The following is a 25,631-nucleotide window of genomic DNA, read 5'->3' as shown; positions in this document are numbered from 1 at the left end:
CGGTGAAACGTGATCCACCCTGCGCCGCTTCCGAGTCATCAACAGTGAGATGGGTATGGGACGCAAAGGTCTGATCGCATTGATCGTTATCGTACTGTTCTGTGCGCTGGGGTATCTGGCGTTGCAGCGCAGCCAGCAAGAGGACACGGCGGCGCTCGAACCGGCGCCGTGGCTGGCCGCCGAGCAGGGCTATCTGAACACGCTGCAAGCACTTGAGATCGAGTCGCCAGGACAGCCGTCGGTGCGGATCGAGCGCCGTGGCGAGGCGTGGGTGGTGCCGGCCAAGGCCGACTATCCGGCGGCGCCGCAATTACTGGCCGACCTGCTGCGCTCGCTACGCGACGCGCGTAGCGTCGAGGCCAAGACCGCCAACGCGCAGTGGCATGCTCGTCTGGGCCTGGCCGAGGAGGGCGAGGCCGATGCACAGGCGCTACGCCTCAAGCTGTCGTTCGCTGGGCATCCGGATTTGGCCCTGCGCCTGGGTAATCCCTCTCGGCAGGGCAATGGGCAACTGGTCCGGCGTGCCGGGGAGGATCAGGTCTGGCTGATCGATCAGCAGTTGCAGGTGCCGACTCGTGAGCTGGACTGGCTGGATCGCCGTGTCGCCGACATCCCCTTTACCCGCATCGCGCGGCTCGAGCTGCGCTACGCCGATGGCGAGAAACTCTCGCTGACGCGTAGCGATGCCGAGCAGCACAATTTCGCTATCAAAGAGCTGCGCAAGGACCAGACGCTCAGTTTCGAGGGCGCGGCCAATGGCGTTGCACTGGTGTTCTCCAACCTGCAGTTCGCCGATGCCGCGCCGCTGGCGCAGATAGGTTTCAAGCAGGCGCCGCTGCTGCAATTCAGCCTCGCGGGATTCGCTGGCGAGAAACTCGATGGCGCACTGTACAAGCAGGGCGATCAGCATTGGCTGGTGCTGGGTGAGCCGGGTGGTTTCAAGCCCGGCGAGGTCAGTGCGCGCAGTGGCTGGGCTTACCGGCTGGAGCCTGAACTGGTCCAGCGCTTGACGAAAAAGTTGCGCGATCTGTTGCTCAAAAGCCCATAAAACCCGCTGTAACCCGCGTATCTTCTGGGTTCGTGTCGGCTCTAAAAAAGTGCTTTTCAGTCACAATTGATGCTTTATACTCGGCCTTCGGCTGCAGCAAGAACGCGAATCGCTTGACCTGCTCCATGCTCGATTGCCAGGGGTGGCGAACGCTGAGAAGACCGTTTTTACCGAGCCGTCAAAGCACCTTCGGGACAATAAAAACATAGCGAGTTTGGAGAAGTTGGTAATGGCAGATCGTGAGACCGGAACCGTCAAATGGTTCAATGATTCCAAGGGTTACGGGTTCATTCAGCGCGAAAGCGGCCCGGACGTATTCGTTCACTACCGCGCCATCCGCGGCGAAGGCCACCGCACTCTGGTCGAAGGCCAGAAGGTCGAGTTCGGCGTGACCCAGGGCCAGAAAGGCCTGCAGGCGGAAGACGTGTCCGCGCTCTGACTGCCAAGCTCGTTACTCAACAAGGCCCGTCGATGACGGGCCTTGTCGTTTCTGGGCGCTGTACTTCGTAGGGGCTGGCGAAAGGTGTGGCGGGTTGCACGGATAGCGCCCCTCTCCCCTTTATGGGAGAGGGGTTGGGGGAGAGGGGCATCAGATGGCCGCGAAGCGGCCGCTTTCATTCGGTGCGCCAGACGATCTCGGTTTCGCCATCGGCATCGACCTTGATCCAGCGGTCGGCTTCTTCATCGCTCTCGTCTTCGACCCAGGTGCCGGGTGCGCAGCGCACCTGCACGCCGAGCGCGGCATGGGCGGCGCGGGCACAGGCCAGGTCATCGTCCCAGGGCGTGGCGTCGCTTTCCAGGTACAGGCTGTGCCATTTACCCACGGCCTTGGGCAGCCAGGTCACCGGCACGTCGCCGGCCTGGCATTTGAAGGTCTGGCCCTTCTGTTGCCAGTCGCTGCAGGGGCCGAGGGCTTCGCCCAGCCACTGCGCCACGGCGTCTCGTTCGGCGTCTTTCAGGTAGATCTCGATGTCGGGTTGGCGCATGGCATTCAGTCCTGAGAGCCTGGGCTCTGGGTTTTGACGATCCAATCGTAGCGGATGGCGATGGTAACTTCGAAGGGCTCGGCGATCACCGCTTCACGGCGTTCTGCGCTGGCGCGCCAGCCGTGCGGGGTCATGGCCAGCAGGTCGGCGCGGGCCTGGGCATCGGCCAGGTGCAGCGGAAATTCGAGGGTTTCGCTATGTGCCAGGTGCATGCCCGGCGGTATCAGCGCCAGGTGCTTCTCGTCGTCGTAGTCGCGGACTTCGTCGTACAGCTTCTGGCGCAGTTCCATCAGGTGCCCGCGGGTCGGGCCCATGCGCAGCAGGCCGCCGCCGGGGGCGAGCAGGCGTTTGGCCTCGCTCCAGTCGAGCGGGCTGAACACGCTGGCCAGCAGGTTGCAGCTGGCATTGGCCAAGGGCACGCGGGCCATGCTCGCCACCAGCCAGTTCAGTTGCGGGGCGCGTTTGCAGGCGCGTTTGACTGCCTCGCGGGAGATGTCCAGGGCATGGCCGTCGGCTGCTGGCAGGGCGTGGCCGATCTGCTCGGTGTAATAGCCTTCGCCGCAGCCGATATCCAGCCAGCGCGCGGGCTTGTACTCGGCCGCCAGTGCGGCCAGGCGTTTGGCCAGCGGCGCGTAGTGGCCGCCGTCGAGAAAGCGCCGGCGCGCCTCGACCATGGCGGCGTTGTCGCCGGGGTCACGGCTGTTCTTGTGCTGCACCGGCAACAGGTTGTAGTAGCCCTGCCGCGCGCGGTCGAAGCTGTGGCGGTTTTCGCAAGCCAGGCCGCTGCCGTTGGGCTCGAGCGGCGACTGGCAGATGGGGCAGATCAACATGCGTCAAATCCGTGAATAGGCCGTCGCGAGCGCGCCGAGAGCAAGGCGGACGGAACGCAGCGACGAGACATATCGAATAGATAGGCGAGGAGCGAGTACCGCCTCACAGCCGCTTGCGGCTGAACCGCCGCAGGCGGGCCCGAAGGGCGAGCATCGCGAGTCACGCAGCTATCGGTGTGCGCAGCAGGCATATTCATGGATTTTCATGCGAGCAGTTTTACCATCGTTTGATAGTAAACCTCGGTCAGCAGGTCGAGGTCGCTTGCCAGCACACGCTCGTTGATCTGGTGGATGGTGGCGTTGACCGGGCCGAGTTCGACCACCTGGGTGCCGAGGGTGGCGATGAAGCGCCCGTCCGAGGTGCCGCCGCTGGTCGACGGGGTGGTGTCGCGCCCGGTGACGTTCTTGATGCTGGCGGCCACCGCGTCGAGCAAATCGCCCGGCTGGGTGAGGAAGGGCAGGCCGGACAGCGCCCATTCCAGGTGATAGTCCAGGCCGTGCTTGTCGAGGATGGTGGTGACGCGCTGCTGCAGGTCTTCGACGGTCGACTCGGTGGAGAAACGGAAGTTGAACACCGCCTTCAGCTCACCGGGGATTACGTTGGTCGCTCCGGTGCCGGAATTGAGGTTGGACACCTGGAAACTGGTCGGCGGGAAGTAGTCGTTACCATGATCCCAGTGCTCGGCGGCCAGTTCGGCCAGGGCCGGCGCGGCCAGGTGGATGGGGTTCTTCGCCAGGTGCGGGTAGGCCACGTGACCCTGCTTGCCGTACACGGTGAGGGTGCAGCCGAGCGAACCGCGGCGGCCGTTCTTGACCACGTCACCGAGCAGGGTGGTGCTCGACGGTTCGCCGACGATGCACCAGTCCAGGCGTTCCTCGCGCTCGCGCAGGCGCTCGACCACCGCCTTGGTGCCGTGCTGGGCCGGGCCTTCTTCGTCGCTGGTGATGAGGAAGCTGATCGCGCCCTTGTGGTTCGGGTAATCGGCGATAAAACGCTCCACGGCGATGATCATGCTCGCCAGGCTGCCTTTCATGTCAGCGGCGCCACGGCCGCAGAGCATGCCGTCTTCATCGATGCGCACGTCGAACGGCTGATACTGCCAGGCGTCCAGCGGCCCGGTGGGCACCACGTCGGTGTGGCCGGCGAAGCACAGCACCGGGCCATCGCCACCGCGCCTGGCCCAGAAATTCTCCACCTCTTCGATGCGCATGCGCTCGACATCGAAGCCGCAGGCGGCCAGGCGCCGCATCATCAGTTCCTGGCAACCTTCGTCGACCGGGGTCACGGACGGACGGCGGATCAGGTCGAAGGCGAGCTCCAGGGTCGGGGTGAGGGGGGCGGTCATGATGGCTCCGGTACGGCGGCTGGCGTGAAGGCTGGCCATCTTAAAGCAAAAGTCGTTACCGATCAGGTGATAAGGCGCGCCGTACGGCGTATTCGCTGTAAATGCAGGCAACCACGACTGGCCGACGGCTGACCTGCCTTTCGGGGTTGGGTGGGCAAGGTGCTATCTCTATAATGCGCGCGGTTCGGCAGGGGGATGGATGAATACAGACGATCAGCGATTCGGCGGCATAGCCCGGCTCTACGGCCAGGAAGGCTATCAACGCCTGGCTGCAGCCCACGTGGCGGTAGTCGGCATCGGTGGGGTTGGCTCCTGGGCGGCCGAGGCCCTGGCGCGTTCGGGGGTCGGCGAGATTTCCCTGTTCGATCTGGACGATGTCTGCATCACCAACACCAATCGCCAGGTGCATGCCGTCGAAGGCGCGGTGGGCAAGGCCAAGGTCGATGAGATGGCTGCGCGCATCCGCGCCATCAATCCAGCCTGCGTGGTGCACGCCGTGGCGGATTTCGTTACCCGCGAAACCATGGCCGAGTACATCACCGAGCAGCTCGACGGGGTGATCGACTGCATCGACAGCGTGCCGGCCAAGGCGGCGCTGATCGCCTGGTGCAAGCGGCGCAAGATCCAGATCGTCACCACCGGTGGCGCGGGCGGGCAGGTCGACCCGACGCAGATTCAGGTCACCGATCTGAACAAGACGTTCAACGATCCACTGGCGGCCAAGGTACGCAGCATGCTGCGCCGCGACTACGGCTTTTCGCGGACGCCGGGGCGTACCTACAGCGTGCCCTGCGTGTTCTCCACCGAGCAGCTGCGCTATCCCAAGCCCGATGGCACGGTGTGCCAGGCCAAGGGTTTCGTCGGTGAAGGCGTGCGCCTCGACTGCGCCGGTGGTTTCGGGGCGGTGATGATGGTCACCGCCAGTTTCGGCATGGCCGCCGCGGCCAGGCTGGTGGACAAGTTGGTGGCCGGTGCTCGGCGCCCGGCGGAGCGCCAGGCGAAGAGTTGAGCAGCGCCGCAGAACGGTGCGTTTGACCCTGTTGGGGCAAAGGGAGAGAGTGCAGTAACGGACAGGGAAGCGTCGAAGATGATCCGTATCCGAGGTGATTTGTGTCGTACCTGTTTGTTTGCGTCTCGCCAGGAAGACGCTGGGCACGGATGCTCGCCTCCCTGACGCTGCCCCTGTGGCTGCTAGCCCTGGGCGCCGTTCAGGCCGAGCCGAAAAAGCTGCGTATCGGCACCGGTGACTGGGCACCTTACGTCGACCAGATGCGCCGCGACGGTGGCGCTTTGGCGCGATTGATCAGCGCGGTGTTTGCCGAGGCTGGCTATCAGGTCGAGTACGTCTTCCATCCCTGGGACCGCAACGTGCTGATGCTGCAACAGGGTCAGTTGCACGCGATCATGCCCTATAGCTGCGCGCCCAGTCGGCTCAACTACGGTATCTGTAGCGATGCGCTGGTACGCGGCGAGATTGTCCTGTTCCATCGTCGCGACCAGGCGTTCGACTGGGCCAGGGTCGAGGACCTGCCGAAATATCGCATCGGCACCACGCTGGGTTATTCCTACGGCCCGGCATTCGACGAAGCGCTGCAGGCGGGCCGCTTGAGCGTGCAGCAGAACGGCAAGGAAGACACCAGCTTTCGCCTGCTTGAACTGAGGCGTGTCGACCTGCATCCTCAGGACCGGGCGGTAGGCTACGCCATGCTGCGTCGCCTGTTTCCCAAAGATGGCGGCAACATCACCCACCATCCGCGTCAGCTCAACACCGAGCCGCTGCGTCTGCTATTTCGCAAGGACGATGCCAAGGCCGCCAATCTGCTGCGCCTGTTCAATGCCGGCCTTCGCACGTTCGCCGAGCGGGGTGACCTGCAGCGTCTGCAGCAGGCCCTGAATACGGGCAATGCCGATGACTGGATGCCGAGCATTTCTGCGCACGTCGCGCCGGATTGAGCGACACTTGCCGACCTACTTCTACCTAGAGTTATCTGCATGCTTAATAACGATGTGCTGCGCAGCCTGCGCTATCTGCTGGATGTCAGTGATAGCACGCTTGAGGCGTTCTGCCAGCTTGCGGATTACTCCGTCGAGCCAGGCTTGATTTCCGCCTGCCTGCTGCGCGAGGACGAGGCCGGTTATCGTCCGTGCAACGATGTATTGCTGGCTCATGTGCTCGAAGGGCTGGTGTTTCACAAGCGCGGCAAGGACGACAGCCGACCGCGCGTGCCGGTGGAAAAGCGCCTGAGCAACAACCTCATCCTGAAGAAGCTGCGGGTGGCTTTTCAGCTGCGCGACGAGGATATCCAGGGGATTCTGCAATCGGCCGATCTGCCGATGACCAAGACCGAGCTGAGCGCCCTGTTCCGTGCACCTGGCCACAAGCACTATCGGGAGTGTGGTGACCAGATTCTGCGCAATTTCCTGCGTGGCCTGACGCTGCGCGAGCGGGGCTGAGCCCGATCGATTCATCGGTTCACTGGGCGAGACGTTCCGCCTGCGAGCGTCGACGCGGTACCAGCAGTGTGCCCGCGAACATCGCGGCCAGCCTGAGGAGGAAATCCCACGTCATGGTGAACAGGTTGTCACTGCGCTCCTCCGGCAGGATGCAGGCGTAGCTCAAGTTGGAAATCGAGTCGATGGGGATTGGCTCGGCATCTGCGGGGCGTCCCAGGTTGTACATGGGCATGGCCTCCATTTCGGCGTGAATTCGCTGCACTTCTTCCACGCTGCAAAGATTGCTGTAGAAGCCGACAGCGTAGATTCCCAGCAAACCAAGCGCGACCAACCCGGCGGTGGCCAGACGGCGATTGCTCGCAAGTAGTGCCAGGCAGACGCCGCTCAGCAGGCTCGATAGCAGCAGGTTGAGAATAAAAGGCTCTATCGGCAGCGCTGCGGCGACGCTCTCTGGAAGCAGGACCAGGAGGTGGGGAAACAGCTGTGGGCTGAAGTACAGCACGATCAGAGATACCAGGGCACTTAGCCCGATGCGCATAGCTGCAGGCATGACTCGCTCCATGAGTTTTTGGGGGCGGGAATATAACCCAGTGCTGTTGATCGAGCAGGGCGCGCGTCTAGTTTTCCCGTGTTTGCGTTCTCATTCGCTGCAACACCGCATTCAGGCCGTTGCTGCGAGAGGGGGAAAGCTGACGTTGCAGGCCAAGCTGAGCGAACCAGTCGGCCAGGTCGAGCGAGGCCAGCTGTTCATCGCTCAGGCCCTCCACCCGAGCCAACAGTACGGCCAGCAAACCGCGTAGCAGGCGGGCATCGCTGCTGGCGCGAAAGTGCAGGTGCTCGCCACGGCGTTCGGCGACCAGCCAGACCAGGCTCTCGCAGCCATATACGCGGTGTTCATCAGTCCGCTCGGCATCGCTCAGTGGCTGCAGGCGTTCACCCCATTGCATCAGCAGGCGCGCGCGCTGCTCCCAGCCGGGGCAGGCGGTGAATGCTTCCAGTGTCTCTTGAGCGGCGACTGGCAGGCTCATGGCAAGAGGCTCGCGTAGCGCGTAGGAGCGGCTTCAGCCGCGAAGGGTTGTACGCGTCCTTTCGCGGCTGAAGCGGAATGCCGCCCAGCCGCTCCTACGGAAAGACGATGGCCGTGGTTCATCGCAGCAGCTCCAAGGCGTTGTCCAGGGCGCTGAAGAATCGCTGCAAGTCCTCGCCGTTGTTGTACAGGCCCAGCGAGGCACGAATTGCACCGCTGAGGCCGAGCCCTTTCATCAGGGGCATGGCGCAGTGGTGCCCGGCGCGCACGGCGATACCCTGCTCGCTGAGCAGGTGGGCCAGATCGGCGTTATGCACGCCATCGACACAAAAACTGGCCAGCGCCAGGCGAGGCTGACCCAGCAGGCGAATACCGTCACGTGCCTGCAAACCGGCCAACAGCTCGGCGTGCAGGGCCGCTTCGTGGCGGGCCGCAGCTGCGTGATCCAGGCCGCTCAGCCAATCCAGCGCAGCGCCCAGGGCGATGACCGAGGACACCGCCGGTGTGCCGGCCTCGAAACCCAGTGGAGCAGAACGGAAACGGGCGACCTGATAGTCGGCATCGAGCACCATCTCGCCGCCGAACTGCCAGTGCTGCAGCTTGTTCAGCTGCTCGCGACGACCGTAGAGCAGGCCGACGCCGTCCGGGCCATAGAGCTTGTGCGAGGAACACACATAGAAGTCACAGCCCAGTGCCTGCATGTCAGGGCGGCCATGCACCGCGCCCTGTGCCCCGTCGACAAGGCTGATGGCGCCGTGGCTGCGAGCCAGCGCCAGCAGTTGGTCCAGCGGCTGCCAGCGGCCAAGCACATTGGACAACTGTGAGACTGCCAGCAGGCGGGTGCGCGGGCCGATCAGCCGAGCGGCCTGCTGCAGGTCCACGCTGCCGGTGTCATCCAGCGGCAGTACCAGCAGCTCCAGGTCGCGACGTTTGGCCAGTTGCTGCCAGGGCAGGAGGTTGGCGTGGTGTTCCAGCGCGCTGATGACGATCTGCTCGCCGGGCTGCAGCAGGTGCTCCAGGCCGTAGGCCAGCAGGTTCAGTGATTCGGTGGTGCCGCGGGTGAAGATGATCTCCTCGGCGCTGGCTGCATTCAGCCACTGCGCGGCCTTGCCGCGTGTCGCCTCGAAGGCGCGGGTGGCACGCTCACCCGGCAGGTGCTGGGCACGGTGCACGTTGGCCACGCCGCTGGCCAGGTAGGCGAGCAGGGCGTCCAGCACCGCTTGCGGTTTCTGCGCGGTGGCGGCGCTGTCCAGGTAGGTCTGGCCTTCGGCTTCGAAGGCGAGAATGCCGGGGAAGTCGGCGCGCCAGGGGGAAATCAGTGACATGGATGCTTCCAGAGATCATCTGGCAGTTAAAAGTTGGGGTTAACGTGTCGCGAGCGACGGCCAGACAAGGCGCGATAAGGCTCGGAACGGTCGGAGTCGCGGGCGACTTTACTGATCTGAATGACCGATCCGAGCCTTATTGCAACGCAGTATGGGCTAGCGCAGCAGCGTTAAACCAACTTTTCAGTTGTGGGCGTGCAGGGCTTCGTTCAGCTCGATGGCCGACTTGTGGGTCTTGCACTCCACGGCGCCGGTCAGCGAGTTGCGACGGAACAGCAGGTCCGACTGGCCAGCCAGCTCACGCGCCTTGACCACCTTGACCAGGGCGTTGCCCTCGTCGAGCAGGTTCACCTTGGTGCCGGCGGTGATGTACAGGCCGGCTTCGACGGTGTTGCGGTCACCCAGCGGGATGCCGATGCCGGCGTTAGCGCCGATCAGGCAGCCTTCGCCGACGCTGATGACCATGTTGCCGCCGCCGGACAGAGTACCCATGGTCGAGCAGCCGCCGCCCAGGTCCGAACCCTTGCCGACGAATACGCCAGCCGAAACGCGGCCTTCGATCATGCCCGGGCCTTCGGTGCCGGCGTTGAAGTTGACGAAGCCTTCATGCATCACGGTGGTGCCTTCACCGATGTAGGCGCCCAGGCGCACGCGCGCGCTGTCGGCGATACGCACGCCAGTCGGTACCACGTAGTCGGTCATTTTCGGGAACTTGTCCACCGAGAACACTTCCAGCAGCTCGCCCTTGAGGCGCGCTTCGAGCTGGCGCTCGGCCAGCTCGGCGAGGTCGACGGCGCCCTGGCTGGTCCAGGCCACGTTCGGCAGCAGCGGGAAGATGCCGGCCAGGCTCAGGCCGTGCGGCTTGACCAGGCGATGCGACAGCAGGTGCAGCTTGAGGTAGGCCTCCGGGGTGCTGGTCAGCGCGGCATCTTCGGCCAGGAAGGTGGCGACCAGCGGATTGTGGCTTTCGGCCAGGCGGGTCAGCAGCGCTGCTTGCGCGGCATCCACGCCCTTCAGGGCTTCGGCCAGGTCAGCGGCCTGTGCGCTGGTGAAGGCGATGGCCTGGTTGCCGCCCTGGTAACCGAGCTTCTCGGCGGCCTTGGCGACCAGCTCGCTGGCCGGATTGAGCAGCGGCTGAGCGTAGAAGACTTCCAGCCAGTTGCCCTGGCGGTTCTGGGTGCCAACACCAAAGGCGATGCTGTAAAGGGAGGTGCTCATTAGATGGGTTCCTTGCAACGAAATCGGGTGAGATTGATCAGGCCAGCGCGGCTTGGTAGTTATCCGGCTTGAAGCCGACCAGGGTCTTGTCGCCCAGGTTGAGTACCGGGCGCTTGATCATCGACGGCTGGGCCAGCATCAGTTCGATGGCCTTGGCCTGGTCGAGGTCGGCTTTCTGCGCGTCATCGAGTTTGCGGAAGGTGGTGCCAGCACGGTTCAGGACAGTCTGCCAGCCATGCTCGTTGCACCACTTTTCCAGATTTGCCCGGTCGATTCCGACGCTTTTGTAGTCGTGAAAGGCATAGTCGACCTGGTGTTCATCGAGCCAGGTTCTGGCCTTTTTCATGGTGTCGCAGGCCTTGATGCCATACAGGACGTAACTCATTGATCTTCCTCTGATGAGTGGCGTGCCGGAAGGTCCGGGAAATACGGCGGGCCATTATGCCACGTCATGTCGCGGCTGGGCGGTGGCTGTCGCTGCGATGTGTTACGGCGCTAGAATCGCAGCCTCCCGCTCGTTCCCGCCGGTTTCGCACCATGCAATTGCTCTACACCATTCTGACCATGTTGCTGGTGGTCAGTGGCACCCGTATTACTGCCCAGTTCATTCCCCTGCCATTGCCGCTGCTGCAGATTCTGATCGGCGCGCTGCTGGCGATTCCCGCACTGGGTCTGCATGTTCGGCTCGATCCCGAGTTGTTTCTGCTGCTGTTCATTCCGCCGCTGCTGTTCGTCGACGGCTGGCGCATGCCCAAGGGGCAGTTTCGTCAGTTGCGTACACCGATCCTGTTGCTCGCCTTCGCCCTGGTGTTCTTCACCATTCTCGGGGCGGGGCATTTCATCCACTGGCTGCTGCCGCAGGTGCCGTTGGCGGCCTGTTTCGCTCTGGCTGCGGTGTTGTCGCCGACCGATGCCGTGGCGGTTTCGGCGATCACCCACGGCCGTTTGCCGAGCACCTTGAACAACCTGCTGCAGGGCGAGGCGTTGATGAACGATGCCTCCGGCCTGGTGGCGTTCAAGTTCGCCGTGGCGGCGACCCTGACCGGCGTATTCTCGATCACCGATGCCAGTCTGCAGTTCGTCCTGGTGGCCTTCGGCGGTCTGGCCATCGGTGTCGCCCTCAGCTTCATGCTGGGACGTTTGCGCGCCTGGATGATCGCCCGCAGTTGGGAGGACCCGGCGCCGCACGTACTGCTGCTTCTGCTGCTGCCGTTCGCCGCCTATGTGGTCGCCGAGCACCTGGGGTTGTCCGGCATTCTGTCGGCGGTCGCGGCGGGGATGATGCAGAGCCGCCTCGATCTGCTGCCCAGGCAGACCTCCACGCGCTTGCTCAACCGCAGTGTCTGGACCTTGCTGGAGTTCACCTTCAACGGTCTGATCTTCCTGCTGCTGGGCCTGCAATTGCCCGACATCCTCGCCGCTGCTGTGGGCGAACACGCGGCGCCCTGGTCGTTTGCGCTGGAAGCGGCGGGCATGGTGCTGGCTGTCTATGCGGTGCTCATGTTGCTGCGTTTCGTCTGGGTCTACAGCTACTGGCGGGTCTCAGGTGCGCTGCGGCGCCTGCGTGGGGAGCCGACGCGTTTTTCCGGGCAGTCGCGTATCGCCCTGAGTGCGGTGCTGACCCTGGGCGGTGTGCGTGGCGCGGTGACGTTGGCCGGCGTGATGTCGCTGCCGTTGCTGCTCAACAGTGGCCAGGCGTTTCCGCAGCGCGACCTGCTGATTTTGCTCGCTGCCGGGGTGATCCTGCTGTCATTGCTGGTGGCCAGCGTGGCCCTGCCGCGGATCTTGCCGCGACTGCCGCAGGACAACGCCGCCCTGCGCGAGCGCGAACTCAATCGCCATCGCGCGTTGATGCTGGAGTCGGCGATTCGCTACCTGGAGTCCGAGGATGAGCGCGCGGCCGATGCCGAGGGTGCGATCACCTCGGTGGAGGTGAAGGCGCGGTTGATGAGCGAATACCGCGATCTGCTGGAGCGTGCCCGTGGGGGTGACGAAGCGCGCGAGCAGCAGCGTGAGGTCGACCGCCTGGAGTATCGCTTGCGTCTGCAGGCACTGCGCACTCAGCGCCTGGAGCTGTATCGCATGCGCAAGGACAACGAGCTGGACGACGATATGCTGAGCGAAATCCTGCGTGATCTGGATATCGCCGAAGCGCGCCTGAACAGGAGTTGATTCGCTAGAAACGCGTAGCCCATAGGCACGCGTTCGCGGCTAGAACCCCTGTGCAGGGGCTTTAGCCGCGACGGTTGAGGCCCTCAGGCGCCGCGAATGAAGCGGGCGATGCGCTCGGCGGCCTCGATGCACTCGACCAGCGGCGCAACCAGCGCCATGCGTACGCGCCCGGCACCCGGATTGACGCCGTTCACGTCGCGCGACAGGTACGAGCCGGGCACCACGGTGACGTGCTCGGCAGCGAACAGTGCGCGCGTGAACTGCGCGTCGTCGCCCGGTGTGCGGGCCCACAGGTAGAAGCCGCCATCGGGGCGCTGCACGTCCATCACCGGGGCGAGGATCTCAAGCACGGCATCGAACTTCTCACGATAGAGGTCACGGTTGGCGCGCACGTGCGCTTCGTCGTTCCAGGCGGCCACGCTGGCCAGCTGGGTTTGCACCGGCATGGCGCAGCCGTGGTAGGTGCGGTAGAGCAAGAAGTGCTTGAGGATTTCGGCGTCGCCAGCGACGAAGCCGGAGCGCAGGCCAGGCAGGTTGGAACGCTTGGACAGGCTGTGGAACACCACGCAACGGGCGAAATCGCTGCGGCCCAGCTCGGCACAGGCGCTGAGCAGGCCGGGTGGCGGGGCGTCTTCGTCAAAGTACAGCTCGCTGTAGCACTCATCGGCGGCGATGACGAAGTCATGCTCGTCGGCCAGGGCGATCAGTTTCTTCAGTGTTTCGAGTGGGATCAGTGCGCCGGTGGGGTTGCCCGGCGAGCAGAGGAACAGAATCTGGCAGCGCTGCCAGACCTCTGTCGGCACCGCATCGAAGTCCGGGTTGAAACCATGGTCTTCCAGGCACGCCAGGTAGTGCGGCTGCGCGCCGGCGAGAAAGGCTGCGCCTTCGTAGATCTGATAGAACGGGTTAGGGCTGACCACCAGGCCCTTGGCATCGCGGTCGACCACGGCCTGGGTGAAGGCGAACAGCGCTTCGCGCGTGCCATTGACCGGCAGAGCGTGGCGTGCGGCATCCAGCCAGCCAGCTGGCACGCCGAAGCGGCGCTCGCACCAGCTGGCAATGCTCTGGCGCAGTTCTGGCAGGCCCAGGGTGGTCGGATACACCGCCAGTTTGTCCAGGTTGGCGGTCAGTGCCTGGCCGACGAAGTCCGGCGAACGGTGCTTGGGTTCACCGATCGACAGGGCGATCGGCGAACGGTCGGCGGCAGGTTGCACGCCGGCGAGCAGGGCGCGGAGCTTTTCGAACGGGTAGGGCTGCAGCTGGGCGAGGGCGTGGTTCATGATGATCCGACGGGTCCTTTGTGAGGCGGCGACAAAGCTGGCGACACTAGCACGGCAGGCCTTTCTGGGAAATTCCCTTCGTCCGTCCGTTTTCCATCCGTTTAGGTCGCCAAACCGATGCCGTTGCGGCTCAAGGCGGCGGATGCCCAGCCGATAATTTTCGCGCTATCCGCTTAACCCTCTCTGGCGAGCTCTCTCCATGCGTACTCTCAAGTTCAGTCACAAGATCATGCTGGCTGCTTCCCTGGTGGTCGTCGCAGCCTTCGCGGCGTTTGCGTTGTACAACGATTACCTGCAGCGCAACGCGATCCGCGACAACCTGTCGAACTACCTCAATGACGTCGGCCTGTCGTCGACCGGCAACATCCAGCACTGGCTCGATGGGCGCATGCAATTGCTGGACAACCTCGCCGAATCGATACAGGACGACAGCTCCTCCGATTCGCTGCGCCGCAACCTGCAGCACCGCAGCATTGCCTCGGCCTTCCTCTATGCCTATTTCGGTCAGGCTGACGGCACTTACACCCAGTTCCCGGCCAGTGAGCTGCCGGCCGGTTACGATCCGCGTCAGCGCCCCTGGTACAAGAGTGCGCTGGGCAGCAGTGGCCCGGGGCTGACCGCGCCTTATCTGGCGGCCGATCCGCGTGACGGTCTGCTGATCACCATCACCCGGCCGGTCAGCGCTGGTGGCGCCTTGCAGGGCGTGGTCGGCGGCGACCTGAAGCTGCAGACGATCGACGACATCCTCAATTCCTTCGATCTTGGCGGGATGGGCTATGCCTTTCTGGTCGACGAGCAGGGCACGGTGCTGGTGCATCCGGACAAGAGCCTGGTGCTCAAGACCCTGGCGCAGGCGTTCCCTAGCGGTGCGCCGCGACTGCAGCCGGGCTTGCAGGGGGCGTCGGCCAGCGATGGCAGTGCCCGGCTGGTCACCTTCCTGCCGGTACAGGGGCTGGCAGGCGTGCGCTGGTACGTCGGCCTGTCCGTCGACGAGGGCAAGGCCTTCGCCGCGCTCAGCGAGTTTCGCGTTTCTGCGCTGATGGTCACGGTCATCGGCGTGGTCGCCATCCTGATCCTGCTGGGTGCGCTGATCCGCATCCTGCTGCGTCCGTTGCACGTGATGAGCCACGCCATGGGCGGTATCGCCGACGGCGAAGGGGATCTGACCCAGCGCCTGACGATCGCTTCCGGTGACGAGTTCGGTGAGCTGGCCGGAGCCTTCAACCGCTTCGTCGAGCGTATTCACGAATCCATCCGCGAAGTGGCCTCGGCGACCCGTGAGGTGCATGCGCGGGTGAGCACCGTGGTGCAGGCCTCCAACGCGTCCATGGGCAACTCCAGCGAGCAGGCCGCACGCACCGACAGCGTCGCGGCGGCGATCAACGAGCTGGGCGCGGCTGCCCAGGAAATCGCGCGCAATGCTGCCGATGCATCGGTGCAGGCCAGCGATGCGCGCCATGATGCCGAGGAAGGCCAGGGCATGGTGGAGCGCACGCTGAGCTCGATGGGCGAGCTGTCGGAGAAGATCCAGGCTTCCGGTCGGCACATCGAACTGCTCAGCGAGAAGAGCAACGACATCGGTCAGATTCTCGATGTGATCAAGGGCATTTCCGAGCAAACCAACCTGCTGGCACTCAATGCCGCCATCGAAGCGGCGCGTGCCGGTGAGGCCGGGCGCGGTTTCGCCGTGGTGGCCGATGAGGTGCGTAACCTGGCGCAGCGGACGCAGAGTTCGGCGCTGGAGATTCAGCAGATGATCGAGCAGTTGCAGACTGGCGCCCGCGACGCCGTGGCGACCATGGCCGAGAGCCGCCGCTTCAGCGATGACAGCGTGCGCATCGGCGGTCAGGCTGGGGAAAACCTGCGCGGCGTGACCCATCGTATCGGCGAGATCGACGGCATGAACCAGTCAGTGGCGACGGCCACCGAGGAGCAGACCTCGGTGATCGAGAGCCTGAACATGGACATCACCGAGATCAACACGCTGAACCAGGATGGCGTGCGCAACCTGCAGGCCAGTCTCAGCGCCTGTACCGAGCTGGATCAGCAGGTCGGGCGCCTCAAGCAACTGGTGGACAGCTTCAGGATCTGAAACTGGCCGTGGATGCGCCGCCGGCGCATCCACGGCTCAGAAGGTGATCTGCGCCGGGCTGGGTGTGCTGGGCTCCGAGAGCTTGGTGATGATCGCTTCCTGCAGGCGCGCGCAGAACTCGGGGTCGGACAGCGGCTGGTTGTTGGCATCGGTGACGAAGAACACGTCCTCGACGCGTTCGCCCAGCGTGGCGATCTTGGCGTTCTGCAGTGACAGGTCGTATTCGAGGAAGATGCGCCCGATACGTGCCAGCAGGCCGGGGCGGTCCGGTGCGGTCAGCTCGAGTATGGTCACCGGGCGTTGCGCGTCGTTGTGAATGGTCACCTGCGGGGCGAAGGCGAAGTGCTTGAGCTGGCGCGGTACCCGGCGCTGGATGATGGTCGGGTAGTCGTCCGGGTTCTTCAGGGCTTCGATCAGGCCTTCGCGAATCTGCTGGATGCGCGCCGGGTTGTTGCCAATCGAACCGCCGTCGGCATCCAGCACCACATAGGTATCGAGGGTGAACTGGCTGGTGGAGGTGATGATCCGCGCATCGTGAATGTTGAGGTTGAGCTGGCTCATCGCGGCTACGGTCACGGCGAAGAAGTCATGCTGGTCCGGCGCGTAGATGAAGATCTGCGTGCCGCCCTCGAACTCGCGTTGGGTGGTTTCCTTCATCAATACCAGCGGGCCGCCATCGCCTGGGTGCTGGAGAATGGCATCGGTGTGCCAGGCCACGTCACTGGCGGTGTGGCGCAGGAAGTAGTCGTCGCCGAGCTGGCTCCACAGTTGCTCGGCGTCGTCCGGGTCGGTGCCGCCGCGTACCAGGGTGTCCAGGGCCGCGCTTTGCGTCTGGCGAATCTGCTCTTCACGGTCCAGCGGGTTTTCCAGGCCGCGGCGCAGGGCGCGCTTGGTCTCGGTGTAGAGCTGGCGCAGCAGGCTGGCGCGCCAGGAGTTCCACAGGCTGGGGTTGGTGGCATTGATGTCGGCCACGGTCAGCACGTAGAGGTAGTCCAGGTGGGTCTGGTCGCCGACGAACTGGGCGAAGTCGTGGATTACCTGCGGGTCGGACAGGTCCTTGCGCTGCGCGGTGGTGGACATCACCAGGTGGTGCTGCACCAGCCAGACGATTAGGGCGCTGTCCCACGCTGGCAGATGATGACGGCGCGCGAAGGCTTCGGCGTCCACTGCGCCCAGTTCCGAATGGTCGCCGCCACGGCCCTTGCCAATGTCATGGTAAAGACCGGCGAGGTAGATCAGCTCTGGCTTGGGCAGCCTTTCGATCAGCTTGCTGGCCAGCGGGAATTTCTCCGCCAGCTCCGGCCAGCGGAACTTGCGCAGGTGCTTGATCAGGTTGAGCGTGTGCGCGTCGACCGTGTAGATGTGGAACAGGTCGTGCTGCATCTGCCCGACGATATGGCCGAACTCCGGCAGATAGCGGCCGAGGATGCCGTAGCGGTTCATCCGGCGCAGATTGCGGTGAATGCCTTCCTTGCACTTGAACAGCTCGATGAACAGGCTGGTGTTGCGAATGTCCTTGCGGAAATCGTCGTCGATCAGGTGGCGGCTGTCGCGCAGCAGGCGAATGCTGTCGGCACGCACGCCCTTGATTTCCGGATGCTGCGCCATCAGCACGAAAATCTCGATGATGGCGAAGGGGGTGCGTTTGAAGACGTTGGGGTGAGTGACTTCGATGTAGCGGTCGCGCACCTGGAAGCGACTGTTCAGTGGCGTGGCCGGGCCGCGTTCGCCGGCGCGCAGGATGACTTCCTCGAAGTGCTGGTTGATCAGGTCCGACAGCTCGGAAATGCCCATCACCACCCGGTAGTACTTCTGCATGAAGTGTTCGATGCTGCGCTTGCCGTCACCGTCCTGATAGCCGAACAGCGCGGCGATTCTGGCCTGGTGGTCGAACAGCAGGCGGTCCTCGGCGCGCCCGGCGAGCATGTGCAGGGCGTAGCGCACCTTCCACAGAAATTCCTGGCTGGAGGAGAGCAGGGCGTATTCGCTTTCCAGCAAGAAGCCGTGGCTGACCAGCGCCTGCAGATTAAGCGTGCCGAACTGACGGCGCGCGACCCAGAGCACGGTCTGGATGTCGCGCAGGCCACCGGGCGAGCCTTTGACGTTGGGTTCGAGGTTGTACTCGGTGTCGTTGTACTTGCCGTGGCGTGCCTTGCGCTCTTCGCGCTTGGCCTGATAGAAGTGCTTGCTCGGCCACATGGCATCGGTGCTGGTTACCTGCTGCATGCGCTGGCGCAGATGCTCGGGGCCGGCGATGGTGCGGCTTTCCATCAGGTTGGTGATCACCGTCAGGTCGGCACGCGCTTCCTCGGCGCATTCCTCGACCGAGCGCACGCTCTGACCGACTTCCAGGCCGATGTCCCACAGCAGGGTGAGGAAGCCTTCGATTGGCTCGCGGAAAATCTCGTGATCGTCGCTGCCCAGCAGGATCAGCAGATCGATATCCGAGTAGGGGTGCAGCTCGCCGCGACCGTAACCGCCGACCGCGAGCAGGGCGATTTCGGCGTCCTCGCTCCAGGTGAAGCGCTTCCAGGCTTCCTGCAGGATCTGATCGACGAGCCAGGCGCGATCTTCGACCAGGCGGCGAATGTCGCGGCCGTCGCGAAAGCGCGCGTCCAGTACCTCATGCGCCCTGCGGATGGCTTTCTTGAATGCGGCGATGGGGCTGGATTTCAACGCCAGCTCGGCCTGGAACTGACCGCGGTCAAACAGTTCGGGGTCCATCTGCGGCATGCAGTCGCCTTCCTTATATAGGTCGTAAGGTGCGCGGCGCGCACCATGGGCTGAAACGGCGAATTACTGGCCGGACGAGGTGCGCGGCAGGGTATCGTCGCTGCGCAGGGTCAGGATCTCGTAGCCGTCAGCGGTGACCAGCACGGTGTGCTCCCATTGTGCGGAGAGCTTGCGGTCCTTGGTGATGGCGGTCCAGCCGTCGCCGAGCAGGCGGGTTTCCGGGCGGCCCTGGTTGATCATCGGCTCGATGGTGAAGGTCATGCCTTCCTTGAGCTCCATGCCGGTGCCGGCCTTGCCGTAGTGCAGCACCTGCGGCTCCTCATGGAATACCGCGCCAATGCCATGACCGCAGTATTCGCGGACCACGGAAAAACCGTTCTTTTCCGCATGCTTCTGGATCACTTCGCCGATGTCGCCCAGGCGCGTGCCGGGTTTGACCAGTTCGATGCCTTTATACATGCATTCCTGGGTGATCTTGGCCAGGCGCTCGGCCCACTCGGCGACCTTGCCCACCATGAACATCTTGCTGGTGTCGCCGTGGTAGCCGTCCTTGATCACGGTGACGTCGATGTTCAGCACGTCGCCGTCTTTCAGGGGCTTGTCGTTGGGGATGCCGTGGCAGACCACGTGATTGATCGAGGTGCAAATCGACTTGGGAAAGCCCTTGTAGTTGAGCGGGGCTGGAATGGCCTGCTGCACGTTGACGATGTAGTCGTGGCAGATGCGGTCGATTTCCTCAGTGGTGACGCCTGGCTTGACGTGCTCACCGATCATCTCCAGCACTTCGGCAGCCAGGCGGCCGGCGACGCGCATTTTCTCGATTTCTTCGGCGGATTTGATGGTGACGGTCATATGAAGCTCTCGGGCACGAACGGAAAGGGCGCTATATTAGCAGCTTCGCCGCGCCAGCCCCAAAGGGCGTGGGGCGCTACAGCGTTCTTTGCCCGCGCTTGTAGCCTGCGCCGGCTTTGTGTGGTATAAAACGCGCCGCTTTACGGGCATCCGTGCCCGAAAGCCTAAACCCACACACGTATCGACACGGTTTCCTGGGTGCCTTTCGACAAGTTCGAGGGTTGGAAGCTGGGATACGTGGAGGCCTAACCCGACTTATCAAGGAACTATCATGTCCCAAGTCAACATGCGCGATATGCTGAAGGCCGGTGTGCACTTCGGCCACCAGACCCGTTACTGGAACCCGAAAATGGGCAAGTACATTTTCGGCGCGCGCAACAAGATTCACATCATCAACCTCGAAAAAACCCTGCCGATGTTCAACGAAGCTCAGGCTTTCGTTGAGAAGCTGGCTGCTGGCAAGAACAAGATCCTGTTCGTCGGCACCAAGCGTTCCGCTGGCAAGATCGTTCGCGAAGAAGCTGCTCGTTGCGGCTCGCCGTTCGTCGATCACCGCTGGTTGGGCGGCATGCTGACCAACTACAAAACTATCCGTGCTTCGATCAAGCGCCTGCGTGAGCTGGAAACCCAGTCCCAGGACGGCACCTTTGCCAAGCTGACCAAGAAAGAAGCCCTGATGCGCACCCGTGATCTGGAAAAACTGGATCGCAGTCTGGGTGGTATCAAGGACATGGGCGGTCTGCCGGACGCTCTGTTCGTGATCGACGTTGACCACGAGCGCATCGCTATCACCGAAGCCAACAAGCTGGGCATCCCGGTCATCGGCATCGTCGATACCAACAGCAGCCCGGAAGGCGTTGACTACATCATCCCGGGTAACGACGACGCCATCCGCGCCATCCAGCTGTACATGGGTGCCATGGCCGACGCCGTGATTCGTGGTCGCAGCAACGCTGGCGGCGCCACCGAAGAGTTCATCGAAGAAGCTCCGGCCGCTGAAGCTGCCGAAGGCTAAGCAGTAACGTCGCTCATATAGCGTTACGTGCTGAGCAAAAAGGGGGCTAGGCCCCCTTTTTGCCACTCACAGATTTTGATTTGGTTGAAGACCTACCGAGAGGATTTTCAAGATGGCAGAGATTACTGCAGCCCTGGTTAAAGAACTGCGCGAGCGTACCGGCCAAGGCATGATGGAATGCAAGAAGGCCCTGGTTGCCGCTGGTGGCGACATCGAGAAAGCCATTGATGACATGCGTGCTTCGGGCGCTATCAAGGCTGCCAAGAAGGCTGGCAACATCGCTGCCGAAGGCTCCATCGCCGTTCGCGTCGAAGGCGGCCGTGGCCTGATCATCGAAGTCAACTCGCAGACCGACTTCCTGGCTCTGCAGGATGACTTCAAGGGCTTCGTCAAAGAAAGCCTCGATGAAGCTTTCGAGAAGAACCTGACTGACGCCGCTCCGCTGATCGCCTCGCGCGAATCCGCTCGTGAAGCGCTGGTTGCCAAGTGCGGCGAGAACGTCAACATCCGTCGTCTGACCGCTGTCTCCGGTGACACCGTTGGTGCCTACCTGCACGGCCACCGTATCGGCGTTCTGGTTGTCCTGAAAGGCGGCAACGACGAACTGGCCAAGCACGTTGCCATGCACGTTGCAGCTTCCAACCCGGCCGTTGTTTCGCCGGACCAGGTTTCCGAAGAGCTGGTTGCCAAGGAAAAGGAAATCTTCCTGCAGCTGAACGCCGAGAAGATCGCCGGCAAGCCGGAAAACATCGTCGAGAACATGGTCAAAGGCCGTATCGCCAAGTTCCTGGCCGAAGCCAGCCTGGTCGAGCAAGCCTTCATCATGGATCCGGAAGTCAAGGTCGGTGACCTGGTCAAGAAAGCCGGTGCTGAAGTCGTTTCCTTCGTTCGTTACGAAGTGGGCGAGGGCATCGAGAAGGCCGAGACCGACTTCGCTGCCGAAGTTGCCGCTCAGGTTGCTGCCAGCAAGCAGTAATCGGCGGTACGGCTAGTTGTCCCAGAGAGGCTGCCCGCTTGCGCGTGCAGCCTCTTTGCCGAATAAGGGATGACAAATATCTACAGCGGCCTTGCAACCTAAGGTCGTCGGCACGTTCGAAGTGCCGGATAATTGCAACGCTCGAGGGTGTTGCTCAAGCATTTCATATCGCCGCAGGAGAGACTTGCAATGGCTCAGCAGACGACTGGTCGCCAACCTCGCTATAAACGCATTCTGCTCAAACTCAGCGGCGAGGCCCTGATGGGCTCGGAAGATTTTGGCATCGATCCCAAGGTGCTCGATCGCATGGCGCTGGAAGTCGGCCAGTTGGTCGGTATCGGCGTACAGGTCGGTCTGGTGATCGGTGGCGGCAACCTGTTCCGTGGTGCGGCACTGTCCGCTGCGGGCATGGATCGCGTCACCGGCGACCACATGGGCATGCTGGCGACCGTGATGAACGCGCTGGCCATGCGCGATGCGCTGGAGCGCTCGAACATCCCGGCCATCGTCATGTCGGCCATCTCCATGGTCGGCGTCACCGATCACTATGACCGCCGCAAGGCCATGCGCCATCTGAAGACCGGTGAGGTGGTGATCTTCGCTGCCGGCACTGGCAATCCCTTCTTTACCACCGATTCTGCCGCCTGCCTGCGCGCCATCGAGATCGATGCCGACGTGGTACTGAAGGCGACGAAGGTCGATGGCGTGTACACTGCCGACCCGTTCAAGGATCCGCATGCCGAAAAATTCGAGCGCCTGACCTATGACGAGGTGCTCGATCGCAAGCTGGGTGTGATGGACCTGACCGCTATCTGCCTGTGCCGTGATCACGCCATGCCGCTGCGGGTCTTCAACATGAACAAGCCCGGCGCCCTGCTGAACGTTGTAGTGGGTGGCGCTGAAGGAACTCTGATCGAGGAGGATGCACAATGATCAACGACATCAAGAAAGACGCTCAGGAGCGCATGAGCAAGTCCCTGGAGGCGCTGGGTCGTAACCTGGCTTCCATCCGTACGGGCCGTGCCCACCCGAGCATTCTCGATAGCGTCAAGGTGCCGGCCTGGGGCAGCGACATGCCGCTCAATCAGGTGGCTGCGATCACTGTCGAGGATGCGCGCACCCTGAAGATCGTCGCGCACGACAAGAACCTCGGTGCGGCCATCGAGAAGGCCATCATGACCTCCGACCTGGGTCTGAACCCGAGCAGTGCCGGTACCACCATTCGCGTGCCGATGCCGGCGCTGACCGAAGAAACCCGCAAGGGTTACACCAAGCAGGCGCGTGGCGTTGCCGAAGATGCCAAGGTTGCCGTGCGCAACGTGCGTCGTGATGCCCTGGCTGAGCTGAAGAAGCTGTCCAAGGCCAAGGAAATCAGTGAAGACGAAGAGCGTCGCGCTGCTGATGAGCTGCAGAAGATCACCGACAAGTTCATCGGTGAAGTCGACAAGGCGCTCGAGGTGAAAGAAGCGGACCTGATGGCCGTTTGACGGCTGGGCGCCCATACATGGACAAGAACAAGCAGGGGGCGGTGCCGCGGCATGTCGCCATCATCATGGATGGCAACAACCGATGGGCGAAGAAGCGCCTGTTGCCAGGTGTGGCTGGGCACAAGGCGGGGGTCGACGCGGTACGCGCGGTGATCGAGGTCTGTGCCGAGTCGGGCGTCGAGGTGCTGACGCTGTTCGCCTTCTCCAGCGAGAACTGGCAGCGACCGGCCGATGAGGTCGGTGCACTGATGGAGCTGTTCCTGGGGGCGCTGCGCCGAGAGGCCAGACGGCTGCAGGATAACGACATCAGCCTGCGCATCATCGGTGATCGCTCGCGCTTTCATCCCGAGCTGCAGGCGGCGATGCGCGAAGCGGAGTTGCTGACCGCCGGCAATCGCCGTTTCACCCTGCAGATCGCCGCCAACTACGGCGGTCAGTGGGACATCGCCCAGGCCGCTCAGCGCCTGGCGCGTGAGGTGCAGGCAGGCCATCTGCAGCCCGAAGACATCACTGCGCAATTGCTGCAGGGCTGTCTGGCTACCGGCGATCTGCCTATGCCCGACCTGTGCATTCGTACCGGGGGCGAGCGCCGCATCAGCAATTTCCTTCTCTGGCAGCTCGCCTACAGCGAACTGTACTTCTCCGACCTCTATTGGCCGGACTTCAAGCACGAGGCCATGCGCAAGGCGCTGGCCGATTTCGCTACCCGCCAGCGTCGCTTCGGCAAGACCAGCGAGCAGGTGGAAGCTGAGGCGCGCTCTTAATGTTGATACAACGAATCATCACGGCGCTGGTGCTGCTGCCTATCGCCCTGGCTGGATTTTTCCTGCTCGACGGCGCTGCCTTTGCTCTGTTCATCGGGGCAGTGGTTACGCTGGGCGCTTGGGAATGGGCCCGCCTGGCGGGGCTTCAGGCGCAGTCCAGGCGCGTGGCCTATGCCGCAGTGGTGGCTGTGTTGCTCGCTGCGCTTTACATGATTCCGGTCTTCGCGCCAGTGCTGTTGGTGGTGGCGGTGCTGTGGTGGTTGGCTGCGACTTTCCTGGTGCTGACCTACCCCGATAGCAGTCGCTACTGGGGCGGTGTGCCGGGACGTTTGTTGATTGGTCTGTTGATTTTGCTGCCGGCCTGGCAGGGCTTGGTCCTGCTCAAGCAATGGCCGCAGGCCAATGCGCTGATCATTGCGGTGATGGTGCTGGTCTGGGGTGCGGACATTGGCGCCTATTTTTCCGGCAAGGCTTTCGGCAAGCGCAAGCTGGCGCCCAAGGTCAGCCCCGGCAAGAGCTGGGAAGGGCTTTATGGTGGCCTTGCTGCCAGCCTGCTGATCACGCTGGTGGTCGGTCTTCAGCAGGGCTGGTCTGCTGTTGGGCTGCTGCTGGCGCTGGCGGGCGCTGCTGTGGTGGTGCTGATTTCCGTGGTCGGTGATCTGACCGAGAGCATGTTCAAGCGTCAGTCAGGGATCAAGGACAGCAGTAATCTGCTGCCGGGTCATGGTGGTGTGCTGGACCGCATCGACAGCCTTACTGCGGCCGTTCCGCTGTTTGCTGCATTGCTCTGGCTGGCCGGCTGGGGCTCGCTGTGAGCGCAGTGCAGCAGGTCACGGTGCTGGGAGCGACCGGCTCCATTGGCCTCAGCACGCTGGATGTGATTGCCCGTCACCCCGAGCGCTACAGCGTATTCGCGCTGACCGGCTTCTCGCGTCTGGCCGAGCTACAGGTTCTGTGCATCCAGCATCGCCCGCGCTACGCCGTGGTGCCTGACGCCGATTCGGCGCTCGAGTTGCAGGGCAATCTGCGTGCTGCTGGGCTGGTGACCGAGGTGCTGGTTGGCGAGCAGGGATTGTGCGCCGTGTCGGCCGATGCGGCTGTCGATTGCGTGATGGCGGCCATTGTCGGTGCGGCAGGCCTCAGGCCGACCCTGGCGGCTGTTCAGGCCGGCAAGAAGGTATTGCTGGCCAACAAGGAAGCGCTGGTGATGTCCGGCGCCCTGTTCATGCAGGCGGTCAAGCAGAGCGGGGCGGTTCTGTTGCCCATCGACAGCGAACACAACGCCATTTTCCAGTGCCTGCCGGGCGACTACTCGCGAGGCCTGCAGGCGGTCGGCGTTCGCCGTGTCCTGCTCACTGCCTCCGGTGGTCCCTTTCGCGAAACGCCGCTGGACGAGCTGGAGCGTGTATCGCCGGAGCAGGCCTGCGCGCATCCGAACTGGTCGATGGGGCGCAAGATATCCGTCGACTCGGCCAGCATGATGAACAAGGGGCTCGAGATGATCGAGGCCTGTTGGCTGTTCGATGCCCGCCCCGGGCAGATCGAGGTGGTCATCCATCGGCAAAGCGTGATTCATTCGCTGGTCGACTATGTCGACGGTTCGGTGCTGGCCCAGTTGGGCAACCCGGACATGCGCACGCCCATCGCCCATGCCCTGGCCTGGCCGGAGCGCATCGACTCGGGGGTGTCGCCGTTGGATCTGTTTACCGTTGCGCGCCTGGATTTCGAGCGTCCCGACGAGCAGCGTTTTCCTTGTCTGCGTCTGGCGCGTGAAGCTGCGCAGGCCGGCGGCAGTGCGCCGGCGATGCTCAATGCGGCCAACGAAGTGGCGGTCGAGGCGTTTCTGCAGCGGCGCATCCGTTTCACCGATATCGCGCGTATGATTGATTCGGTATTGAACGCGCAGCCGGCGCAGGCTGTCGAAGCGCTCGATGCGGTGTTCGAAGCCGATGCGCGTGCGCGTGAACTGGCTGGGCAGTGGCTGGCGGGTCGTTGACACGGCCGGCATGGGTCTGGCCTGCATCAG

General features: G+C 63.3%; 25 protein-coding genes and 1 pseudogene. 15 read left to right on the top strand and 11 right to left on the bottom strand.

The genetic code is table 11. The features are described from left to right. The first annotated feature begins 55 nt into the window (after window positions 1-55). Together ACN8M7_RS11010 and ACN8M7_RS11005 are read left to right on the top strand one after the other, a co-directional pair. On the top strand, window positions 56-1,048 hold the full coding sequence (locus ACN8M7_RS11010; protein WP_490260785.1) for a DUF4340 domain-containing protein: 993 nt from the start codon (window positions 56-58) through the stop codon (window positions 1,046-1,048). A 229-nt stretch (window positions 1,049-1,277) separates the two neighbouring features. Continuing rightward, on the top strand, window positions 1,278-1,487 hold the full coding sequence (locus ACN8M7_RS11005) for a cold-shock protein (protein ID WP_013716441.1): 210 nt from the start codon (window positions 1,278-1,280) through the stop codon (window positions 1,485-1,487). A gap of 175 nt (window positions 1,488-1,662) precedes the next feature. Here the strand turns inward: ACN8M7_RS11005 and ACN8M7_RS11000 are convergent, their stop codons facing one another. The 3 genes from ACN8M7_RS11000 to dapE form a co-directional block, all read right to left on the bottom strand. Next, window positions 1,663-2,034, bottom strand: coding sequence for a hypothetical protein (locus ACN8M7_RS11000; RefSeq protein WP_061238241.1), 372 nt, complete (start codon window positions 2,032-2,034; stop codon window positions 1,663-1,665). Between the two features lie 5 nt (window positions 2,035-2,039). After that, on the bottom strand, window positions 2,040-2,864 hold the full coding sequence (locus ACN8M7_RS10995) for a putative RNA methyltransferase (RefSeq protein WP_490260784.1): 825 nt from the start codon (window positions 2,862-2,864) through the stop codon (window positions 2,040-2,042). 203 nt (window positions 2,865-3,067) lie between these two features. After that, the gene (gene dapE / locus ACN8M7_RS10990; RefSeq protein ID WP_490260783.1) at window positions 3,068-4,210 is read right to left on the bottom strand and encodes a succinyl-diaminopimelate desuccinylase; all 1,143 of its coding nucleotides are present in this window, start codon (window positions 4,208-4,210) and stop codon (window positions 3,068-3,070) included. 199 nt (window positions 4,211-4,409) lie between these two features. Here dapE and tcdA point away from each other — a divergent pair, with 199 nt between their 5' ends. The 3 genes from tcdA to ACN8M7_RS10975 all read left to right on the top strand — a co-directional run bounded on the left by tcdA (window position 4,410) and on the right by ACN8M7_RS10975 (window position 6,664). Continuing rightward, window positions 4,410-5,219, top strand: a complete 810-nt coding sequence (tcdA, locus tag ACN8M7_RS10985) for a tRNA cyclic N6-threonylcarbamoyladenosine(37) synthase TcdA (RefSeq protein WP_490260782.1) — start codon at window positions 4,410-4,412, stop codon at window positions 5,217-5,219. 149 nt (window positions 5,220-5,368) lie between these two features. Beyond that, a complete protein-coding gene (locus ACN8M7_RS10980; RefSeq protein WP_490260781.1) occupies window positions 5,369-6,163 on the top strand; it encodes a substrate-binding periplasmic protein in 795 nt (264 codons plus the stop codon). A gap of 39 nt (window positions 6,164-6,202) precedes the next feature. Further along, a complete protein-coding gene (locus ACN8M7_RS10975; RefSeq protein ID WP_490260780.1) occupies window positions 6,203-6,664 on the top strand; it encodes a YehS family protein in 462 nt (153 codons plus the stop codon). Window positions 6,665-6,683: 19 nt separating this feature from the next. On the opposite strand, the gene ACN8M7_RS10970 is transcribed toward ACN8M7_RS10975, so the two are convergent. From ACN8M7_RS10970 to ACN8M7_RS10950, 5 genes are all read right to left on the bottom strand, one after another. After that, window positions 6,684-7,214 (bottom strand): hypothetical protein, encoded by a 531-nt coding sequence (locus ACN8M7_RS10970; RefSeq protein WP_490260779.1) that lies wholly within the window; start codon window positions 7,212-7,214, stop codon window positions 6,684-6,686. 67 nt (window positions 7,215-7,281) lie between these two features. Next, window positions 7,282-7,692 (bottom strand): SufE family protein, encoded by a 411-nt coding sequence (locus tag ACN8M7_RS10965; protein ID WP_490260778.1) that lies wholly within the window; start codon window positions 7,690-7,692, stop codon window positions 7,282-7,284. Window positions 7,693-7,810: 118 nt separating this feature from the next. Further along, window positions 7,811-9,016 (bottom strand): aminotransferase class V-fold PLP-dependent enzyme, encoded by a 1,206-nt coding sequence (locus ACN8M7_RS10960; protein WP_490260777.1) that lies wholly within the window; start codon window positions 9,014-9,016, stop codon window positions 7,811-7,813. Window positions 9,017-9,199: 183 nt separating this feature from the next. Beyond that, window positions 9,200-10,234, bottom strand: a complete 1,035-nt coding sequence (dapD, locus tag ACN8M7_RS10955) for a 2,3,4,5-tetrahydropyridine-2,6-dicarboxylate N-succinyltransferase (protein ID WP_490260776.1) — start codon at window positions 10,232-10,234, stop codon at window positions 9,200-9,202. A gap of 37 nt (window positions 10,235-10,271) precedes the next feature. Next, entirely contained in the window at window positions 10,272-10,619 is a 348-nt protein-coding gene (locus ACN8M7_RS10950; RefSeq protein ID WP_490260775.1) for an ArsC family reductase, read from the bottom strand. Between the two features lie 152 nt (window positions 10,620-10,771). Between ACN8M7_RS10950 and ACN8M7_RS10945 the strand changes: the two genes are divergently transcribed. After that, window positions 10,772-12,406 (top strand): Na+/H+ antiporter, encoded by a 1,635-nt coding sequence (locus tag ACN8M7_RS10945; protein ID WP_490260774.1) that lies wholly within the window; start codon window positions 10,772-10,774, stop codon window positions 12,404-12,406. Between the two features lie 83 nt (window positions 12,407-12,489). Here the strand turns inward: ACN8M7_RS10945 and dapC are convergent, their stop codons facing one another. Then, window positions 12,490-13,686 (bottom strand): succinyldiaminopimelate transaminase, encoded by a 1,197-nt coding sequence (gene dapC, locus ACN8M7_RS10940; RefSeq protein WP_490260773.1) that lies wholly within the window; start codon window positions 13,684-13,686, stop codon window positions 12,490-12,492. A 199-nt stretch (window positions 13,687-13,885) separates the two neighbouring features. Between dapC and ACN8M7_RS10935 the strand changes: the two are divergent. After that, a pseudogene (locus ACN8M7_RS10935) lies at window positions 13,886-14,923 on the top strand (HAMP domain-containing protein); the annotation flags it as partial. Window positions 14,924-15,013: 90 nt separating this feature from the next. Next, the gene (locus ACN8M7_RS10930; protein ID WP_490261012.1) at window positions 15,014-15,778 is read left to right on the top strand and encodes a methyl-accepting chemotaxis protein; all 765 of its coding nucleotides are present in this window, start codon (window positions 15,014-15,016) and stop codon (window positions 15,776-15,778) included. Window positions 15,779-15,814: 36 nt separating this feature from the next. On the opposite strand, the gene ACN8M7_RS10925 is transcribed toward ACN8M7_RS10930, so the two are convergent. Together ACN8M7_RS10925 and map are read right to left on the bottom strand one after the other, a co-directional pair. After that, window positions 15,815-18,511, bottom strand: coding sequence for a [protein-PII] uridylyltransferase (locus ACN8M7_RS10925; protein ID WP_490260772.1), 2,697 nt, complete (start codon window positions 18,509-18,511; stop codon window positions 15,815-15,817). 63 nt (window positions 18,512-18,574) lie between these two features. Next, complete coding sequence (gene map / locus ACN8M7_RS10920) at window positions 18,575-19,363, bottom strand: type I methionyl aminopeptidase (protein WP_061238155.1); 789 nt, start codon at window positions 19,361-19,363, stop codon at window positions 18,575-18,577. Between the two features lie 271 nt (window positions 19,364-19,634). Between map and rpsB the strand changes: the two genes are divergently transcribed. The 7 genes from rpsB to ispC all read left to right on the top strand — a co-directional run bounded on the left by rpsB (window position 19,635) and on the right by ispC (window position 25,601). Continuing rightward, on the top strand, window positions 19,635-20,378 hold the full coding sequence (gene rpsB, locus ACN8M7_RS10915; protein WP_061238154.1) for a 30S ribosomal protein S2: 744 nt from the start codon (window positions 19,635-19,637) through the stop codon (window positions 20,376-20,378). A gap of 112 nt (window positions 20,379-20,490) precedes the next feature. Then, complete coding sequence (gene tsf, locus ACN8M7_RS10910) at window positions 20,491-21,354, top strand: translation elongation factor Ts (protein WP_061238153.1); 864 nt, start codon at window positions 20,491-20,493, stop codon at window positions 21,352-21,354. A 189-nt stretch (window positions 21,355-21,543) separates the two neighbouring features. Then, window positions 21,544-22,287, top strand: a complete 744-nt coding sequence (gene pyrH / locus ACN8M7_RS10905) for a UMP kinase (RefSeq protein ID WP_061238152.1) — start codon at window positions 21,544-21,546, stop codon at window positions 22,285-22,287. Further along, window positions 22,284-22,841, top strand: coding sequence for a ribosome recycling factor (frr, locus tag ACN8M7_RS10900; protein WP_061238151.1), 558 nt, complete (start codon window positions 22,284-22,286; stop codon window positions 22,839-22,841). Before pyrH ends, frr begins: the two co-directional genes overlap by 4 nt. 17 nt (window positions 22,842-22,858) lie before the next feature. Continuing rightward, window positions 22,859-23,605, top strand: coding sequence for a polyprenyl diphosphate synthase (uppS, locus tag ACN8M7_RS10895; protein WP_061238150.1), 747 nt, complete (start codon window positions 22,859-22,861; stop codon window positions 23,603-23,605). Beyond that, on the top strand, window positions 23,605-24,420 hold the full coding sequence (locus ACN8M7_RS10890; protein WP_490260771.1) for a phosphatidate cytidylyltransferase: 816 nt from the start codon (window positions 23,605-23,607) through the stop codon (window positions 24,418-24,420). The genes uppS and ACN8M7_RS10890 overlap by 1 nt, the downstream gene beginning before the upstream one ends. After that, a complete protein-coding gene (ispC, locus tag ACN8M7_RS10885; protein ID WP_490260770.1) occupies window positions 24,417-25,601 on the top strand; it encodes a 1-deoxy-D-xylulose-5-phosphate reductoisomerase in 1,185 nt (394 codons plus the stop codon). The genes ACN8M7_RS10890 and ispC overlap by 4 nt, the downstream gene beginning before the upstream one ends. Window positions 25,602-25,631 lie beyond the last annotated feature (30 nt).

Origin of the sequence: Pseudomonas spartinae, assembly GCF_965197125.1 — a bacterium.
Classification (GTDB): domain Bacteria; phylum Pseudomonadota; class Gammaproteobacteria; order Pseudomonadales; family Pseudomonadaceae; genus Aquipseudomonas; species Aquipseudomonas composti_A.
The sequence above is the reverse complement of the archived record's forward strand: the minus strand, read 5'-3'. Positions and strand labels throughout refer to the sequence as shown.